Origin of the sequence: Streptomyces adustus (assembly GCF_009377175.1) — a bacterium.
GTDB classification, from domain to species: domain Bacteria; phylum Actinomycetota; class Actinomycetes; order Streptomycetales; family Streptomycetaceae; genus Streptomyces; species Streptomyces adustus.
In genome coordinates this window covers 37,473-52,921 of record NZ_VJZD01000036.1, presented here as the reverse complement: position 1 = coordinate 52,921, position 15,449 = coordinate 37,473, and the positions used below count along the sequence as shown (strand labels likewise).

Here is a 15,449-nt window from a genome sequence, read left to right as displayed (position 1 = left end):
GCCCCCGCCCGTCCGCCCTCCGCCTCTCTCCGCCGAAAGGTGCTCCGCCTCCCATGCCCGAGCTGGTGTTCTTCTCCGGAACGATGGACTGCGGGAAGTCGACGCTGGCTCTCCAGATCGAGCACAACCGCTCCACCCGGGGCCTGGTCGGCATGATCTTCACGCGGGACGACCGCGCGGGCGAGGGCAAGCTGTCCTCCCGCCTCGGCCTGGTCACGGACGCGGTGGAGGTCGAGGACGGGCAGGATCTGTACGCGTTCCTCGTCGACCACCTCTCCAAGGGCGGGCGTGCGGACTACGTGATCGCGGACGAGGCGCAGTTCCTGGCGCCCGAGCAGATCGACCAGCTCGCGCGGGTCGTCGACGACCTGGGCGTGGACGTCTACGCCTTCGGCATCACGACCGACTTCCGCTCCAAGCTCTTCCCCGGTTCCCAGCGACTGGTGGAGCTGGCCGACCGGGTCGAGGTGCTCCAGGTCGAGGCCCTGTGCTGGTGCGGCGCCCGCGCCACGCACAACGCCCGCACGGTCGGTGGCGAGATGGTCGTCGAGGGCGCCCAGGTGGTCGTGGGCGACGTCAACCGCTCGGCGGACGAGGTCGGTTACGAGGTGCTGTGCCGTCGCCACCACCGGCGTCGTATGACGTCGGCCACGGCCCACGCGGCGGCGCTGTCGCCCGACGTGCTGCCGGTGTCGACCTCCTGAGCCCCGGGCTCGCTCCTCCGGACCATCAGCGCGGGCTCTGGACCAGGGCGAACCGGGCCCCCTCCGGGTCCGCCACCGAGGCCACGCGCCCGTGGGCGCCGTCCCGGGCCGGCTGGAGGATCCGTCCGCCGAGTGCGACGAGCCGGACCAGCGCCTCGTCGGTGTCGGCCACCTCGAAGTACGTCATCCAGTGCGGGCCCCGTTCGCGCGGCAGCGCGTTGCCCACCCCCTGGATGCCGGCCACGGGGCGGCCCTCGACGTACAGCGTCACATGGTCGAGGTCGGCCGGGACCATCGGCTGTCCCTCGTAGCCGAACACCGATTCGTAGAACTTGGCGACGGTCACCGAGTCGAAGGTCAGCAACTCGTTCCAGGCGGGTGTGCCCGGGACGCCGGGGGTTCCGAGGCCGCCGGTCCGGTGCTTCGCCGTCTGCCAGACGCCGAAGACGGCGCCCGACGGGTCGGAGCAGATCGCCAGCCTTCCGGTCTCGGCCGCGTCCAGCGGTCCGACGCCGAGCGTGCCGCCGCACAGCCGTACCGTCTCGGCGGTCTGGTCCACGTCGTCCGAGGCGAGATAGGGCGTCCAGGCGGTCGGCAGGTGCAGGTCCGGCGGCAACTGGCCGATGCCCGCCACCTCGTGGCCGTTCAGCAGGGCCCTGACGTACGGGCCGAGCTGCCGGGGGCCGGGCTGGAATTCCCAGCCGAAGAGTTCTCCGTAGAAGTCCTGGGTCGCGGCCGGTTCGTGCACCATCAGGCTCACCCAGCAAGGTGTGCCGGGCGCGTACCGGGCGCGCGCCTCGCCGTTCGGGCCGGCCGACTCCCGTGTCTCGGTCATCGTCACTCTCTTCTCGGCCTCTTGTGGTGGCCGTGTCGCTTCCGCTCTCCGAACCCCGGGCCCGATGCTCGCACCGTGCGTGGCGCCCTGCTCACCGGGCGTACACGCCGTCGGGCGTGCGTGGGCCCCATAGTCGGAGAATGCCCGCTGTAAGGTTTCTCGTCCCTTTCGGCACGATTACTCGTGGGGGTCGATCAGTTGTACAGCATGTGGCTGATCCCATACGCCTCGTGATCGTGCCTGCCCGGCCGAGCAGAGTAGCCGGACATCGGCGATGCGGCCACCCCGTGCGCGAGGATGGTTGCCATGAACGCCATCATCTCCGCAGCAGAACTCGCGACCGACCTGTCCGGGGAGCGTCCGCCGACGCTGCTCGACGTCCGCTGGCAGCTCAGCGTGGCCAAGGCGGCCGGGGAGCCGGCCTTCGACGGCCGGGCCGAGTACGCGGCCGGACACGTGCCCGGCGCCGTCTTCGTCGACCTGGACGCGGAGCTCGCCGCCGCGCCCGGCCCGGACGGTCGGCACCCGTTGCCCGACATCGAGGAGTTCGGCGCCGCGATGCGCCGGGCGGGCGTGTCGGCGAAGGTGCCGGTGATCGTGTACGACGGGGGACAGGGCTGGGCGGCGGCGCGCGCGTGGTGGCTGCTGCGCTGGACGGGTCACCCGGATGTGCGGGTCCTGGACGGTGGGTTGTCGGCCTGGGCGGGGGACCTGTCGGTGGACGTGCCCACTCCCGCCGAGGGCGACTTCCAGCCGGTGCCGGAGCCTGCGGGATTCCTGGACGCGGACGGGGCCGCGGCGCTGGCGCGGTCGGGGGTGCTGTTCGACGCGCGCGCGGGGGAGCGGTACCGGGGCGAGGTGGAGCCGATCGACCGGGTCGGCGGGCACATCCCGGGCGCGGTGTCGGCGCCCACCATGCAGAACGTGGCGGCGGACGGGCGGTTCCTGCCCGCCGAGGAACTGAACGCGCGCTTCAGGGCGTTGGGCGCCGACGACGGCACCGAGGTGGGCGTCTACTGCGGCTCGGGCGTCTCCGGGGCCCACGAGGTGCTCGCGCTGGCGGTCGCCGGGATCCCGGCAGCGCTGTACGTCGGTTCGTGGTCCCAGTGGTCCTCGGACCCGTCCCGCCCTGTCGCCGTGGGACCCGACCCGCAGTAGCGCGCCGCGCCCGCCGCCGGCCACTACGGCTGCCCCGGCGGGCCGCCTGCCCGCCTGCCCGGCGGGCCGCACGCGGGTTCGCCGGCGTCCCGTGCGGATGCCCGCGGGCTCGCCGGCGTCCCGCGTGGGCGACCGCGGGCCGTGCGGGGTCCAGGGCCGCCTGGAGCGGGTCGACGGCCGCGCGCGAGCCCTGCGGCCGCGCATGCGCGCGGCGACCGCACGGGTTGCCGGTGGTCCTACGCCGACACGCGCTTGCGGGTGTCCCGGGCGCCTGCCGGTGACCCGCGGCGCTTGCGGGTGTCTCGCAGGTCTGCCGCGCAGCTCGTGCACACCTTCCGGCGGCTGCGTGTGGGCTTGCGGCAGCGTGCGGGCTCGCGGCCGTGCATGGCGTGGCGGTCGCACAGGTGTGTCGGTGGTCCCGCGCGAACGCTCGCCGGTGTCCCGCGGTGCTTGCGGGTGCTCCGCAGGTCTGCCGCGCAGCCCGCGCACGCCTTGCGGCGGCCGTGCACAGGTGCCGTGCCCCGCGCGCGTGACCGGAGCCCGCGCCGGTTAGGACGCGGGCTCTCGGTGTCGTACGACCTCGTGCGGCCGGGCTACTCCTGCTTCTTGCGGCGCGTGCCGAAGACGATCTCGTCCCAGCTGGGTACCGCGGCCCGGCGGCCGGGACGGACGCCGTCCGCCTCGGCCTGGCGGTCGGTGGCGCCGACCAGACGGTCGCGGTGGCTCCCGACGGAACGCGGCATGAGCACGTCCGCGTAGGCGGAGCCGGCCGAGGCGGCGGGCGCCGGGGGCTCCTCCGCCTCCGGTTCCTCGACGGGCTCCTCCACAGGCGGTTCCACCGGGCGTTCCGGGACCACGAGGTCGCCCCGGAAACTCGGCACCGCCTCCAGCAGGCTGGTCAGCGAGTCCCGTTCGCCCGTGCTCTCCTCCGGGGGCTCGGACGCCTGCGCGGGCAGGCTCGGCCGCTCCCGGTCGAGAGCACGGTCCAACGGGCGGTCGCGCGGCAGCCGTGCGATACGCGGCACGAAGGGAAAGCTGGGTTCGGGCGCGGCGAGGTCGTCGGACTCGCCGATCAGCGAGCGCGCCTCGTCGTCGACGGCCTGGACGAGCCGCCGGGGCGGGTCGTACGTCCAGCTCGCCGAGTGCGGTTCACCGGCGACCAGGTAGACCAGCAGGACTTCCCAGGTGCCGTCGTCGCGGCGCCAGGAGTCCCACTGCACCGTGTCCTTGTCGGCGCCGCGCAGCAGCAGACGCTCCTGAACCGCCTCGCCGAGCTGGGGTCCGGCGTTCTCGCCGGGCCGACGGACCGGGGTCTTGCGGGCCCGCTCGGCCATGAAGGCGCGCTCGGCCAGCACGGGACCCTCGAAGCGGCGTACGCGGTCGACCGGGATGCCGGCCATCTGCGCGACCTCTTCCGCGGTCGCGCCGGCACGTATACGTGCCTGGATGTCACGGGGGCGGAGATGGCTCTCCACCTCGATCTCGATCTGGCCGAGGCGGGGACGGTCGCCGCGCACGGCGGCACGGAGTCGTTCGTCGATCGGAAGCGTGTACTCCGTACTGTCCGCAGCCTTCAGCACCAGCCGTGTGCCGTCATTGGAGACGGCCACGACACGCAGTTCGGGCATGGGGACCTCCCGGGTGGTGCCTGCCGACGTCACGTGCGTCGCTGCTTCCGCTAGTCGAGTGTGGCCTGCCCGGGTGCAGCCTGCCACAACCTTGCCGAGTTGCCCGGCGTGTCGGACGCGAGCCCGCGTACGCCGTTATGGCACGGTTACCTATTCGCAACGCTAAGTGACCAACTCCGTCACCCTGTGCAACTGACCCCCTCCCGGTGGTCCGGCAAGGTCCCGGACGCCCTGGTGGGAGACCGAACCCAGGGCTCGCAACAGTACTCCATTTGGGCCACGTGCGTGGATTGGCGCGCCGTTCAACTTCTGGCAGGGGCTGGGACTTGACCGTCCGTTGTGCGGTGTTGCGGGAGTGAACGTGGCGTACTTCACCCAATAGCCGGAAACGGAACCAATCGTTTCGTCTGTACGTCCCTTTCTCGTGCAGGTGGTCGATCGAACGGTGGGAGTCGACCGGTCAAGGGAGAGGCAGACAAGGTCCCGGAATGCGTGAAAGGCCCGTTGACGTGGACGAGTCCGGCAGCGGGAGGGAGGTGAAGGACAGGAAGCGGATCGACCTGAGCGTGCCTCAGGTCGCGGGCAGTGCCGTGGCCGCGGTGGTGGCGGCCAAACTCGCCTCCTACTTCGGCGTCTACGGGACGATCCTCGGCGCCGGTGTGGTCAGTGTCGTCGCCACCTGCGGCGGCACGCTGTTCCAGCACTTCTTCCGGCGGACCGGCGAGCAGCTGCGCGAGGCGACCGTCCCGGCCAGGACCGCCGCGGCCGCCCCGTCCAGGACCGCCGCGGCCGTGCCCGGCGTGCCTGCGGCCCCGCCCGTCGGCGAGTTCACGCGGGGGACCGTCTATCGCGCCCGGGTCAGGGGGTGGCGCCGGCCGGTGGTCGCGGCCGCCCTCGTGTTCGGGGTCACGATGACCGGCATCACCACGTACGAGCTGGTGTCCGGCAGCAGTTTCAGCGGCGGCGGCAGTACGACCGTCGGCGGTGCCCTCTCCACCCACGGTCAGCCGTCCTCCGGCACGGACCCGGCATCCGGTCCGGCATCGGGCCCGTCGTCCGATCCGTCGGCGGGCGCGTCCGCCGGTCCGGGCTCCGGCTCCGGCGGCGCATCCTCGTCCGGCTCCCCCGCCACGCCGGACGCGACCGGCGACGCGAGCGCGGCGGGCGGCGTCCCGGACGGGGGCGCGGCAGGCGGCGGTTCGACGCAGAGCCCGGCACCGGCCCCGAGCGCCACCGCTGGCCGGGGCTCCGGCGACGGCTCGGCGCCCGCGGCCGGGACGCCCGGCGCGTCCGCTACCCCAGAACCCTCCGCAAGTAGTCGTTCTGGAACAGACGTTCAGGGTCGAGTCGGTCCCGCAGCGCGGTGAACTCGCCGAAGCGCGGATAGACCCCGGCCAGGTACTCGGCGTCCCGGGTGTGCACCTTGCCCCAGTGCGGCCGGCCCTCGTGCGCGGTGAAGATGCGCTCGGCGGCGGTGAAGTACGCCTGATAGGGCGTACCCCGGAACATGTGCACGGCGACATAGGCGCTGTCCCGGCCCGAGGCGGTGGACAGCGTGATGTCGTCGGCCGGCGCGGTGCGCACCTCGACCGGGAAGCTCACCCGCAGCCCTGAGCGGTCGACCATCGTCTTCAGTTCCCGCAGCGTCTCGGCCAGGGCCTCGCGCGGGACGGCGTACTCCATCTCCACGAAGCGCACCCGGCGCGGGGAGGTGAAGACCTTGTAGGGGATGTCCGTGTAGGTGCGCGCGGACAGGGCCTTGCTGGAGATCCGGGCGATCGCGGGAATTGTCGCGGGCGCCGCCCGGCCGACCAGCTGGGCCACCTGGAAGACGCCGTTGGAGAGGAACTCGTCCTCGAACCAGCCGGTCAGCTGACCCACCGGCCGCTCCGGGCCCGCGCTGCGGTTGTTGCGCTTGGTGTTGGTGCTGTCGGTGTGCGGGAACCAGTAGAACTCGAAGTGCTCGTTCTCGGCCCACAGCTCGTCGAGCTCGGCGATGACCCGGTCCAGCTGCATCGGCTCCTCGCGCGCCGTCAGCAGGAAGAGCGGCTCCACGGCGAAGGTGATCGCGGTGACGATGCCCAGCGCGCCCAGGCCGATCCGGGCGGCCGCGAAGACCTCCGGGTTCTCCTTCTCGGAGCAGACGAGCACCGATCCGTCGGCGGTGACCAGTTCCAGGCCCTTGATCTGGGCGGCGATCGAGCCCGAGTCGCGGCCGGTGCCGTGCGTGCCGGTGCTGGTGGCCCCGGAGACGGTCTGCTCCATGATGTCGCCCATGTTGGTCAGCGACAGTCCCTCGCGGGCCAGGGCCACATTGAGTCTCTTGAGCGGGGTGCCGGCCTCGACCGTGACCGTCCCGGCCTCACGGTCGATGTTGCGGATGCCGGTCAACAGTTGCGGGCGGATCAACAGGCCGTCGGTGGCGGCGATCGCCGTGAACGAGTGCCCGGTGCCCACCGCCTTCACCTTCAGGCCGTCCTCGGCGGCCTTGCGCACGGCCGCCGCCAGCTCGTCGACGGAGGCGGGCGTGACCTCCCGCGCGGGCCGGGCCGAGACGTTGCCGCCCCAGTTACGCCACGTGCCGTTCTTCATGCTCGCTGTCGTGCTCAACGGTCCCTCCCCAACCCGGCGCCGGCCTGCTGAGCCGGCGGTACCCCAGGAAACCGACCGCGACCGCGACGGCCCCGGACACCGCCGGAACCCCGTACCCGGCGCGCGCGCCGACCGCGTCGACCACCCAGCCGGCCGCCGAGGAACCGAGCGCGACCCCGATGGCGAGCCCGGTGCTCACCCAGGTCATGCCCTCGGTCAGTTGCGCACGTGGTACGTGCTCTTCGATGAGGGACATCGTCGTGATCATCGTCGGCGCGATGGACAGACCCGCAACGAACAGCGCCACGGCCAGAAACGGCAAGTTTCCGACCAGTAGGAGGGGGATCATACTCACGGCCATCATGAATATGCCCAGTACCCAGCGGCGTTCCGGTGCGCCCCGGAAGCGCAACAACCCGAAGACGACGCCCGCCGTGCAGGATCCCGCCGCGTAGAGCGCGAGGACGACGCTCGCGGCGGCCTTGTGGCCCTGTTCCTCGGCGAAGGCCACGGTGACCACGTCGACCGCCCCGAAGATCGCGCCGGTGGCCACGAAGGTGGCCACCAGGACCTTCAGGCCCGGCGAGCGCAGCGCCGTACCGCCGCCGTGCCGCTCGCGCGGATGCGGCTCGGGCTCGGTGGCGCGCTGGGCGGTCAGCCAGAACACACCGACCGCCAGGAAGCCGGCGGCGAGCAGCGGGCCGGCCTCCGGGAACCAGGCCGTGGACAGTCCGATGGAGATGATCGGCCCGAAGATGAAGCACATCTCGTCCACCACGGACTCGAAGGAGTACGCGATGTGCAGCTTCGGGGTGCCCCGGTACAGGGCGGCCCAGCGCGCGCGGATCATCGCGCCGAGGCTGGGCACGGAGCCGATGCCGGCGGCGCACACGAACAGCACCCAGTCCGGCCATTCGAAGTGCGCGGCGAGCAGCAGCCCCGCCGCGGCGGTGAGCGCGACCAGGGTGGCCGGTCGCAGCACCCGCCGCTGCCCGTGCTGGTCCACCAGTCGCGAGATCTGCGGGCCGATCACCGCCGCGGCCAGCGCGATGGTGGCCGACAGCGCGCCCGCGAGCCCGTAGCGCCCGGTGAGCTGCGAGATCATCGTGACCACGCCGATGCCCATCATCGACAGCGGCATCCGGCCGACGAACCCCGCGGCGGAGAAGCCTTTGGAACCGGAGGCGGCGAACAGGGCGCGATAGGGGCTGGGCACGGGTGTCTCCGGGGATCCGGTAAGGCGCGAAGTGGGCCGATACAGGTTACTGGTTAGGTAACCCTAATGCACCGGCCCCGCGGGCCCGGAGCCCGGCTGTCGGTACCGGGTGGCAGGATTCGACTCATGCCAGAAGCGCTCGATCCCACCCCCTACGACGCCCTGCTCCTGCTCTCCTTCGGCGGCCCGGAAGGCCCGGACGACGTGGTCCCGTTCCTGGAGAACGTGACCCGCGGGCGCGGCATCCCGAAGGAACGCCTCAAGGAGGTCGGGCAGCACTACTTCCTGTTCGGCGGGGTCAGCCCCATCAACGGCCAGAACCGCGCCCTGCTGGACGCCCTCCGCAAGGACTTCGCGGACCACGGCCTGGACCTGCCGGTCTACTGGGGCAACCGCAACTGGGCGCCCTACCTGACCGACACCCTGCGCGAGATGGCCGCCGACGGCCGGCGTCGCGTCCTCGTCGTGACGACCAGCGCCTACGCCTCGTACTCGGGCTGCCGCCAGTACCGCGAGAACCTCGCCGACTCGCTCGCCGCCCTGCGGGCCGAGGGCGTGGAGCCGCCGCGGATCGACAAACTGCGCCACTACTTCAACCACCCGGGCTTCCTGGAACCCATGATCGAAGGGGTGCTCGCCTCCCTCGCCGACCTCCCCGAGGACGTCCGCGACGGCGCGCACCTCGCCTTCTCGACCCACTCCATCCCGCTCTCCGCCGCGGACACCTCCGGCCCGGCCGGGGAGCACGGCGACGGCGGGGCCTACGTGCGACAGCACCTGGACGTGGCGCGGCTGATCGCCGACGCCGTCCGGGAGCGCACCGGCGTCGACCACCCCTGGCAGCTCGTCTACCAGTCCCGCTCCGGCGCCCCGCACATCCCGTGGCTGGAGCCCGACATCTGCGACCACCTCCAGGAGCGGCACGCGGCCGGCGTCCCGGCGGTCGTCATGGCCCCCATCGGCTTCGTCTCCGACCACATGGAGGTCCTGTACGACCTCGACACGGAGGCCACCGCCAAGGCCGCGGAACTGGGGCTGCCGGTACGCCGGTCGGCCACCGTCGGCGACGACCCGCGCTTCGCCGCCGCGGTCCGGGAACTGATCCTGGAGCGCGCCGGGACGGAGCGCGGCCAGGCGGTCGCACCGTGCGCCCTGGGCACGCTCGGCGCGAGCCATGACGTGTGCCCGGTCGGCTGCTGCCCGGCCCGAGCCCCCCGTCCCGCCGCCGCGGGCGCCGACAGCCCCTACGCGTGAGGAACGCCGTGACCGACCCCCTGCACACCGAACTGCTCGGCATCGCCCACGAGGCGGCCCGCCGCGCGGGCGAGCTGCTGCGCGACGGCCGTCCCGCCGACCTCGCGGTCGCCGCCACCAAGTCGAGCCCGATCGACGTCGTCACCGAGATGGACATCGCGGCGGAGAAGCTGATCACCGGCCTCATCGCCGACCGCCGCCCCGCCGACGGCATCCTCGGCGAGGAGGGGGCCGCCAGCGAGGGCACGAGCGGGGTCCGCTGGGTGATCGATCCCCTCGACGGCACGGTGAACTACCTCTACGGGCTGCCGACCTGGGCCGTGTCGGTCGCGGCCGAGCAGGACGGCGAGACGGTCGTCGGCGTGGTGGAGGCCCCGATGCGCGGGGAGACCTGTCACGCGGTCCGCGGCGGCGGAGCCTGGGCCACCGGCGCCTGGGACGGTGTACGCAGGCTCACCTGCCGTCCCGCGCCGCCCCTGGACCAGGCCCTGGTCTCGACCGGCTTCAACTACGTCACCGAGGTCCGCACCCACCAGGCCGAGGTCGCCCGGAAACTCGTTCCGCTGCTGCGGGACATCCGGCGCAGCGGATCGGCCGCCGTCGACCTGTGCGACGTCGCCGCGGGCCGGCTGGACGGCTACTACGAACGCGGACTGCACGCCTGGGACTACGGAGCGGGCGACCTGATCGCCCGCGAGGCGGGCGCCCTGACCGGCGGACGCCCCTCCCAGGGCCCCTCGGGCGACCTCACGGTGGCGGCCAGCCCCGGCGTCTTCGAGCCCCTCCAGCGGCTCCTGGAGGACTTCGGCGCCTGGCACGACTGAGCACCGTCCCCCGGTGCGTCCTCGGCGCACCCCGGGGAGCACAGCGGTTCGCCCGGGAGTCCGTGCGACGTACGACAGCGGGGCCCCGGCACTGGATCGCCCGGGGCCCCGCTGTCGTACGTACGAACCGATCAGACGGCGGACATGCCGACTTCCACGCCGTGCTCGGCGGCGAGGCGGTGCAGGTCGTCGAGCTCGCCCTGCTCCACCTCGACGAGGAATTCGTCGCCCTCGTCACGAGCCCGCGTCAGGTCGGACTCGGTCGCCTTTATGCGCTGCAGAAGTCCTGCGGTGAAAGCGTCCATGCTGCGCCCCCTCGTCCAGGGTCGTGGGTCGATGGCACGGGGGTGTGCCGTTGGGAAGGGGCGATCACGTCTCCTGTGGATGTCCGGCGCAGCCCTGTGCCGGGCGGCCACGGTGCCGGACACCCACGACCACTCTGTGGAAAAGCGGACAGCGACGTACCGCATGGTGTTGCGGCACAAGCAGAGTGTGATCGCGGGGTGTAAACGGTCCTCCCCGCACTCCCTTCCGGGGAAACCTCGACCGGACGAGAAAATCCGCCATTCCAGGGCCGATCGCCCGCACTTCCGTGCCCGCTCTCCCGCCTTACCGCCGACTTACAGCCGAAAAGGGCAGGATGGAGCCACATCCACGAAGGCTCCTGCCCGTGTGCGCCCGAGGGGGCTACGCGGGTGGACACAGGAAGGACAAGCGACGTGCGCGTACTCGTCGTCGAGGACGAGCAGCTGCTCGCCGATGCGGTGGCCACCGGACTGCGCCGGGAGGCCATGGCCGTCGACGTCGTGTACGACGGCGCGGCCGCCCTGGAGCGCATCGGCGTCAACGACTACGACGTGGTCGTCCTCGACCGCGACCTCCCGCTGGTGCACGGCGACGACGTGTGCCGCAAGCTCGTCGAGCTCGGCCTGCCCACGCGCGTGCTCATGCTCACCGCGTCCGGCGACGTCAGCGACCGGGTCGAGGGGCTGGAGATCGGCGCCGACGACTACCTGCCCAAGCCCTTCGCGTTCAGTGAGCTCATCGCGCGGGTGCGGGCCCTCGGCCGGCGCACCAGCGTGCCGCTGCCGCCCGTCCTGGAGCGCGCGGGCATCAAGCTCGACCCCAACCGCCGCGAGGTCTTCCGCGACGGCAAGGAGGTCCAGCTCGCGCCCAAGGAGTTCGCCGTCCTGGAGGTGCTGATGCGCTCCGAGGGCGCGGTGGTCTCGGCCGAGCAGCTGCTGGAGAAGGCCTGGGACGAGAACACCGACCCGTTCACCAACGTGGTGCGCGTGACGGTCATGACCCTGCGCCGCAAGCTGGGCGAGCCGCCCGTCATCGTCACGGTCCCCGGCTCCGGGTACAGGATCTGATCGACTGTGGCCACCGATCCCGCATTGCCCGCAGCGCCTCCGAAGCCCACCTGGGACCCCAGAAGACCGCAACCCCCCTTCCCCTGGCTGCGTCCGACCATCCGGATACGGCTGACGCTGCTGTACGGCGGCATGTTCCTGATCGCCGGCATCATGCTGCTGTCGATCATCTATCTGCTCGCGGCACAGGCGCTGAGCGTCGGCAGCGAACTCCCCTTCAAGATCATTTCCGGGCAGGTCGGCAGCAACTCCTGCAAGTTCCCCTCGGGTCCCTCGGCGGACGAGCTCAACCGCGCGATGGCCGAATGTGTCAACCAGCAGCGTCAGCACGCCCTCGACGACCTGCTCAGCCGCTCCCTGCTGGCACTGCTGGGCCTCGCGGTCATCGCCTTCGCCTTCGGCTACGCCATGGCCGGCCGGGTGCTGTCCCCGCTCGGCCGGATCACCCGCACCGCGCGCGCCGTGGCGGGCTCGGACCTGTCCCGTCGGATCGAGCTGGACGGCCCGGACGACGAGCTGAAGGAACTGGCCGTCACCTTCGACGACATGCTGGAGCGCCTCCAGCGGGCCTTCACGGCCCAGCAGCGCTTCGTCGGCAACGCCTCCCACGAACTGCGCACCCCGCTGGCGATCAACCGCACCCTCCTGGAGGTGCACCTGTCCGACCCGGCCGCGCCGGTGGAGCTCCAGCAGCTCGGCAAGACGCTGCTGGCCACCAACGAGCGCAGCGAGCAGCTCGTGGAGGGCCTGCTGCTGCTCGCCCGCAGCGACAACCAGATCGTCGAGCGCAAGCCGGTGGACCTCGCGGAGGTCGCCGAGCAGGCGGTCGACCAGGTGCACGCGGAGGCGGAGGCCAAGGGCGTGGTGATCCGCGGCGAGCGCAAGTCCGCCGTCGTCCAGGGCAACGGCGTACTGCTGGAGCGGATCGCCCTGAACCTGGTGCAGAACGCCGTGCGCTACAACGTGCCCTCGGGTGGCTGGGTCGAGGTCACCACCGAGGTCACCCACGGTCAGGCGGTCCTGGTCGTGTCGAACACGGGACCGGTCGTGCCGGCGTACGAGATCGACAATCTGTTCGAGCCGTTCAGGCGGCTGCGCACGGAGCGTACGGGCAGCGACAAGGGTGTCGGTCTGGGCCTGTCCATCGCCCGGTCCGTCGCACGGGCGCACGGCGGGCATATCGCCGCCCAGCCGCGAGAGGGGGGTGGACTCGTGATGCGCGTCACACTGCCCATCTGAGAGCATGGCGCCGACACGCACGGGACTGTTCGCTTTTAGCGGAATTTTCGGGACACCCGACGGGCAGTCCCCTGTGTGATCGATCACAAGGGCGATATTCAGACTGTCCACGCTCCGTGATCACAACTGGTGCCACAAAGCCCGTAAAATCCGGGTTTTCCGGTGCCGTGCTCACGGGAAGTACACGGTGAGGCGCCTTTGGAGAGCGGCGCCATGACCGTGTACGGTCCCGATCGCCATCCAAGCCGATCACTCTCGGGGGATCCGGTTGGGTGTCGATTGAGTAACAGACCTTGATGTGAGGCAAAATCTCCGCCTCGGGTCGGGCACAAGTCCGGCCTCTCACGCGTTACGTGCGCTGGAGACACCGCAAACACCCAGAGGGGGAGAGCGACCATGGCAACCGATTACGACACCCCACGCAAGACCGACGACGACGTTGACTCGGACAGCCTTGAGGAACTGAAGGCCCGTCGGAACGACAAGTCGGCTTCGGCCGTCGACGTCGACGAGTTCGAGGCCGCCGAGGGCCTCGAACTGCCCGGGGCCGACCTCTCGAACGAGGAGTTGGCCGTCCGTGTGCTGCCCAAGCAGCAGGACGAGTTCACCTGCATGAGCTGCTTCCTGGTGCACCACCGCAGCCAGCTGGCCCGCGAGAAGAACGGCCAGCCGATCTGCCGCGACTGCGACTGAGGACGGGTCGGCCGTGACTGGCTCGACCCCACCTCGGAAGCGCCGCTTCCCCCTGCGGGGAGCGGGGCGTGGGCCGTCCGACGGCCCTCACGGCGTGCGTGACGACGAGCGGGGCTCATCCGGTACGACACAGGAGTCGTCCGGCTCGGCCTCGCTCGAACCGGCAGGCGACCGGGGTGACCTCCCGGCGCCGGTGGAGAGTCCCGCGCCCGTCGCCAAGCGGCGGGCCGCGGCGATCCGCGACAAGGCCGTGGGCCTCGCCGCGGACGGCGCCCGCAAGACCGGGAGCGGCGCCAAGGCGGGCTTGGCGTACCTCGTCGACCGGATCATCGAGATCGCGCCGCGGATTCCCGTGCGCGACCTCGCGACGCTCCGCAGACAGTTCCCGGACCTCGGGCCCGAGCAGCTCGCGGACAAGCTCGTCGCGGGCGCCGCGAACGCCACCTCGACCGTGGGTGCGGGCATCGGGGCGGCCGCGATGCTGCCCGTACCGCCCGCGATGCCCACCGAGCTGGCCGCGGAGATCACCGGGGTCGCGGCGATCGAGCTCAAGCTGATCGCCGAGCTCCACGAGGTGTACGGCCTGCGTCCGCCGGGACAGCTCAGGGACCGCAGTACCGCGTATCTGCGCTCGTGGTCGGGCGAGCGCGGGATCGACGTGAGGAAGCCGTCGACGGTCGACGCGGCGCTGGGCGGTCGGATGAAACGTGAGCTTCGGCAGCAGATCACCAAGCGACTGGTGCGCAACCTGCCGAACCTGATGCCGTTCATGGTCGGAGCCGCGGTCGGCGCGGTCATGAACCGCCGTGACACGAAGAAACTCGCCGCGCGGATCCGGGCGGACCTGCGCAAGTCGCAGGTGTCCTGGGACGCGCTGGCCGAGCTGCCGCCGCTGGAGCCTCCGGCGGATCCGGTGCGGCTGGGCGACATCTCGAAGGAGCTGGGGCGGTGAGACGCGCCGCCCTCCGCGGGTGACGCCGCCTCCCGCACCCCGCAGGCGCCTGCCGGCAGTCGCACAGGGGCCTTCCGGCCCTTCCCCCGGCAGCAGCTTCGGCGCCCTTCGTGCCCACCTTCCCCAGCCGTTTCAGGGCCCTTCGGATCCGGCCCCCGCGAGCCGCTCGGGGCCCATGGGGCGCGCCTTCTGCGAGCCGCTCGGGGTCCTTCGGGTGCGCCTTCCACGAGCCGGCTCGGGGCGCTTCAGGTGGGCCCTGTGGGAGCCTCTCGGGCTTCGGGTTCGGCCGGTTCCAGGAGCCTGCGGCCTGCCTCGCGTGGGCTGCTCAGGGGGCTTCGGGTTCGTATCCCGTGCGCAGCTTCGGAAGGCCCGCTCGGAGCCCGCCTTCGCGCGCCCCGCCCGGGCCTTCCAGTGCGCCTTCCGGCCGCCGCGGCCCCCTCGGGGCCGACCGGTGCCGGGGCGTTACGCCGAGGCCGTCCGGGCGGCCTTGAGGGCCTCCGCCAGGCGTTCCGGCTCCCGGGTCGACAGGTACAGGTACGGCGTCGGGTCCTGCGGGTCCGTGACCTCCACGCGCAGCGCCGTGGGGATGTAGGAGCGCAGCAGGAGGAAGGCGCGCACATCGGCCTTGTAGGTGCGCCAGGCGCGGGCCTCCTCGGCGTCCAGGACCTCCGCCTCGCCGAGCGCCGAGACGGGGATCTTCGCCTCGCCGGCGATCAGGGAGTCCCCGACCACGCGGATGCGCGGCGAGCCGTAGGAGCTGGCCGTGACGGCCGCGGCCGCGGTGCCGCCGACCAGGCCGCCGAGCATCGGCAGGGTGCCGAACGGGAGCAGGACCAGGGCGCAGGCGACGCCCACCAGAAACGAGATCAGCCACCACGAGCGGGGGGCGGTCAGGCGTTCTTCGTACGGGGTGGCGGAGTGCTGCATGGAGCCAAGCTTGGCACGGTGTCCGGATACGGCCGACGCGCGGGTAAGGTCTGC

The 15,449-nt window shown here is 72.0% G+C and carries 15 protein-coding genes; 9 read left to right on the top strand and 6 right to left on the bottom strand.

The window, feature by feature from the left end:
• Positions 1 to 53: 53 nt before the first annotated feature.
• Complete coding sequence (locus FNH09_RS12065) at positions 54 to 704, top strand: thymidine kinase (protein WP_152886987.1); 651 nt, start codon at positions 54 to 56, stop codon at positions 702 to 704.
• A 25-nt stretch (positions 705 to 729) separates the two neighbouring features.
• Here the strand turns inward: FNH09_RS12065 and FNH09_RS12060 are convergent, their stop codons facing one another.
• On the bottom strand, positions 730 to 1,539 hold the full coding sequence (locus FNH09_RS12060; protein WP_152886985.1) for a VOC family protein: 810 nt from the start codon (positions 1,537 to 1,539) through the stop codon (positions 730 to 732).
• A gap of 306 nt (positions 1,540 to 1,845) precedes the next feature.
• Between FNH09_RS12060 and FNH09_RS12055 the strand changes: the two genes are divergently transcribed.
• Complete coding sequence (locus tag FNH09_RS12055; RefSeq protein WP_152886983.1) at positions 1,846 to 2,697, top strand: sulfurtransferase; 852 nt, start codon at positions 1,846 to 1,848, stop codon at positions 2,695 to 2,697.
• Positions 2,698 to 3,290: 593 nt separating this feature from the next.
• Here the strand turns inward: FNH09_RS12055 and sepH are convergent.
• Complete coding sequence (gene sepH / locus FNH09_RS12045) at positions 3,291 to 4,325, bottom strand: septation protein SepH (RefSeq protein WP_152886979.1); 1,035 nt, start codon at positions 4,323 to 4,325, stop codon at positions 3,291 to 3,293.
• 488 nt (positions 4,326 to 4,813) lie between these two features.
• Here sepH and FNH09_RS12040 point away from each other — a divergent pair, with 488 nt between their 5' ends.
• Positions 4,814 to 5,692 (top strand): hypothetical protein, encoded by an 879-nt coding sequence (locus FNH09_RS12040; RefSeq protein ID WP_152886977.1) that lies wholly within the window; start codon positions 4,814 to 4,816, stop codon positions 5,690 to 5,692.
• Here the strand turns inward: FNH09_RS12040 and FNH09_RS12035 are convergent.
• Entirely contained in the window at positions 5,619 to 6,935 is a 1,317-nt protein-coding gene (locus FNH09_RS12035; RefSeq protein ID WP_162468451.1) for a D-arabinono-1,4-lactone oxidase, read from the bottom strand. The two genes, FNH09_RS12040 and FNH09_RS12035, sit on opposite strands and share 74 nt — an antisense overlap.
• A complete protein-coding gene (locus FNH09_RS12030; RefSeq protein WP_162468450.1) occupies positions 6,895 to 8,133 on the bottom strand; it encodes an MFS transporter in 1,239 nt (412 codons plus the stop codon). The genes FNH09_RS12035 and FNH09_RS12030 overlap by 41 nt, the downstream gene beginning before the upstream one ends.
• Positions 8,134 to 8,259: 126 nt before the next feature.
• Between FNH09_RS12030 and FNH09_RS12025 the strand changes: the two genes are divergently transcribed.
• Both FNH09_RS12025 and FNH09_RS12020 read left to right on the top strand, forming a co-directional pair.
• Positions 8,260 to 9,387: a ferrochelatase gene (locus FNH09_RS12025; protein ID WP_152886971.1), complete on the top strand. Its 1,128-nt coding sequence runs from the start codon at positions 8,260 to 8,262 to the stop codon at positions 9,385 to 9,387.
• 8 nt (positions 9,388 to 9,395) lie between these two features.
• A complete protein-coding gene (locus tag FNH09_RS12020) occupies positions 9,396 to 10,211 on the top strand; it encodes an inositol monophosphatase family protein (RefSeq protein WP_162468449.1) in 816 nt (271 codons plus the stop codon).
• A 131-nt stretch (positions 10,212 to 10,342) separates the two neighbouring features.
• On the opposite strand, the gene FNH09_RS47615 is transcribed toward FNH09_RS12020, so the two are convergent.
• On the bottom strand, positions 10,343 to 10,516 hold the full coding sequence (locus tag FNH09_RS47615) for a hypothetical protein (protein WP_202919649.1): 174 nt from the start codon (positions 10,514 to 10,516) through the stop codon (positions 10,343 to 10,345).
• A 414-nt stretch (positions 10,517 to 10,930) separates the two neighbouring features.
• Here FNH09_RS47615 and FNH09_RS12015 point away from each other — a divergent pair, with 414 nt between their 5' ends.
• The 4 genes from FNH09_RS12015 to FNH09_RS12000 all read left to right on the top strand — a co-directional run bounded on the left by FNH09_RS12015 (position 10,931) and on the right by FNH09_RS12000 (position 14,468).
• On the top strand, positions 10,931 to 11,584 hold the full coding sequence (locus tag FNH09_RS12015) for a response regulator transcription factor (RefSeq protein ID WP_009340866.1): 654 nt from the start codon (positions 10,931 to 10,933) through the stop codon (positions 11,582 to 11,584).
• A 6-nt stretch (positions 11,585 to 11,590) separates the two neighbouring features.
• Positions 11,591 to 12,823 (top strand): ATP-binding protein, encoded by a 1,233-nt coding sequence (locus FNH09_RS12010; protein WP_162468448.1) that lies wholly within the window; start codon positions 11,591 to 11,593, stop codon positions 12,821 to 12,823.
• A 396-nt stretch (positions 12,824 to 13,219) separates the two neighbouring features.
• The gene (locus FNH09_RS12005; RefSeq protein WP_003993510.1) at positions 13,220 to 13,516 is read left to right on the top strand and encodes a DUF4193 domain-containing protein; all 297 of its coding nucleotides are present in this window, start codon (positions 13,220 to 13,222) and stop codon (positions 13,514 to 13,516) included.
• A 13-nt stretch (positions 13,517 to 13,529) separates the two neighbouring features.
• Positions 13,530 to 14,468 carry a hypothetical protein gene (locus tag FNH09_RS12000; RefSeq protein ID WP_162468447.1) on the top strand — a complete coding sequence of 313 codons (939 nt, stop codon included), beginning with the start codon at positions 13,530 to 13,532 and terminating at the stop codon, positions 14,466 to 14,468.
• 462 nt (positions 14,469 to 14,930) lie between these two features.
• Here FNH09_RS12000 and FNH09_RS11995 read toward each other — a convergent pair whose 3' ends face one another.
• Positions 14,931 to 15,395 (bottom strand): DUF3093 domain-containing protein, encoded by a 465-nt coding sequence (locus FNH09_RS11995; RefSeq protein ID WP_152886967.1) that lies wholly within the window; start codon positions 15,393 to 15,395, stop codon positions 14,931 to 14,933.
• Between the last annotated feature and the right edge of the window lie 54 nt (positions 15,396 to 15,449).

Excerpts from the sequence above, each read along its gene's own strand:
- FNH09_RS12065 (WP_152886987.1), top strand. The coding sequence starts at position 54 with ATGCCCGAGCTGGTGTTCTTCTCCGGAACGATGGACTGCGGGAAGTCG.
- FNH09_RS12060 (WP_152886985.1), bottom strand. The coding sequence starts at position 1,539 with ATGACCGAGACACGGGAGTCGGCCGGCCCGAACGGCGAGGCGCGCGCC.
- FNH09_RS12055 (WP_152886983.1), top strand. The coding sequence starts at position 1,846 with ATGAACGCCATCATCTCCGCAGCAGAACTCGCGACCGACCTGTCCGGG.
- sepH (WP_152886979.1), bottom strand. The coding sequence starts at position 4,325 with ATGCCCGAACTGCGTGTCGTGGCCGTCTCCAATGACGGCACACGGCTG.
- FNH09_RS12040 (WP_152886977.1), top strand. The coding sequence starts at position 4,814 with ATGCGTGAAAGGCCCGTTGACGTGGACGAGTCCGGCAGCGGGAGGGAG.
- FNH09_RS12025 (WP_152886971.1), top strand. The coding sequence starts at position 8,260 with ATGCCAGAAGCGCTCGATCCCACCCCCTACGACGCCCTGCTCCTGCTC.
- FNH09_RS47615 (WP_202919649.1), bottom strand. The coding sequence starts at position 10,516 with ATGGACGCTTTCACCGCAGGACTTCTGCAGCGCATAAAGGCGACCGAG.
- FNH09_RS12005 (WP_003993510.1), top strand. The coding sequence starts at position 13,220 with ATGGCAACCGATTACGACACCCCACGCAAGACCGACGACGACGTTGAC.
- FNH09_RS11995 (WP_152886967.1), bottom strand. The coding sequence starts at position 15,395 with ATGCAGCACTCCGCCACCCCGTACGAAGAACGCCTGACCGCCCCCCGC.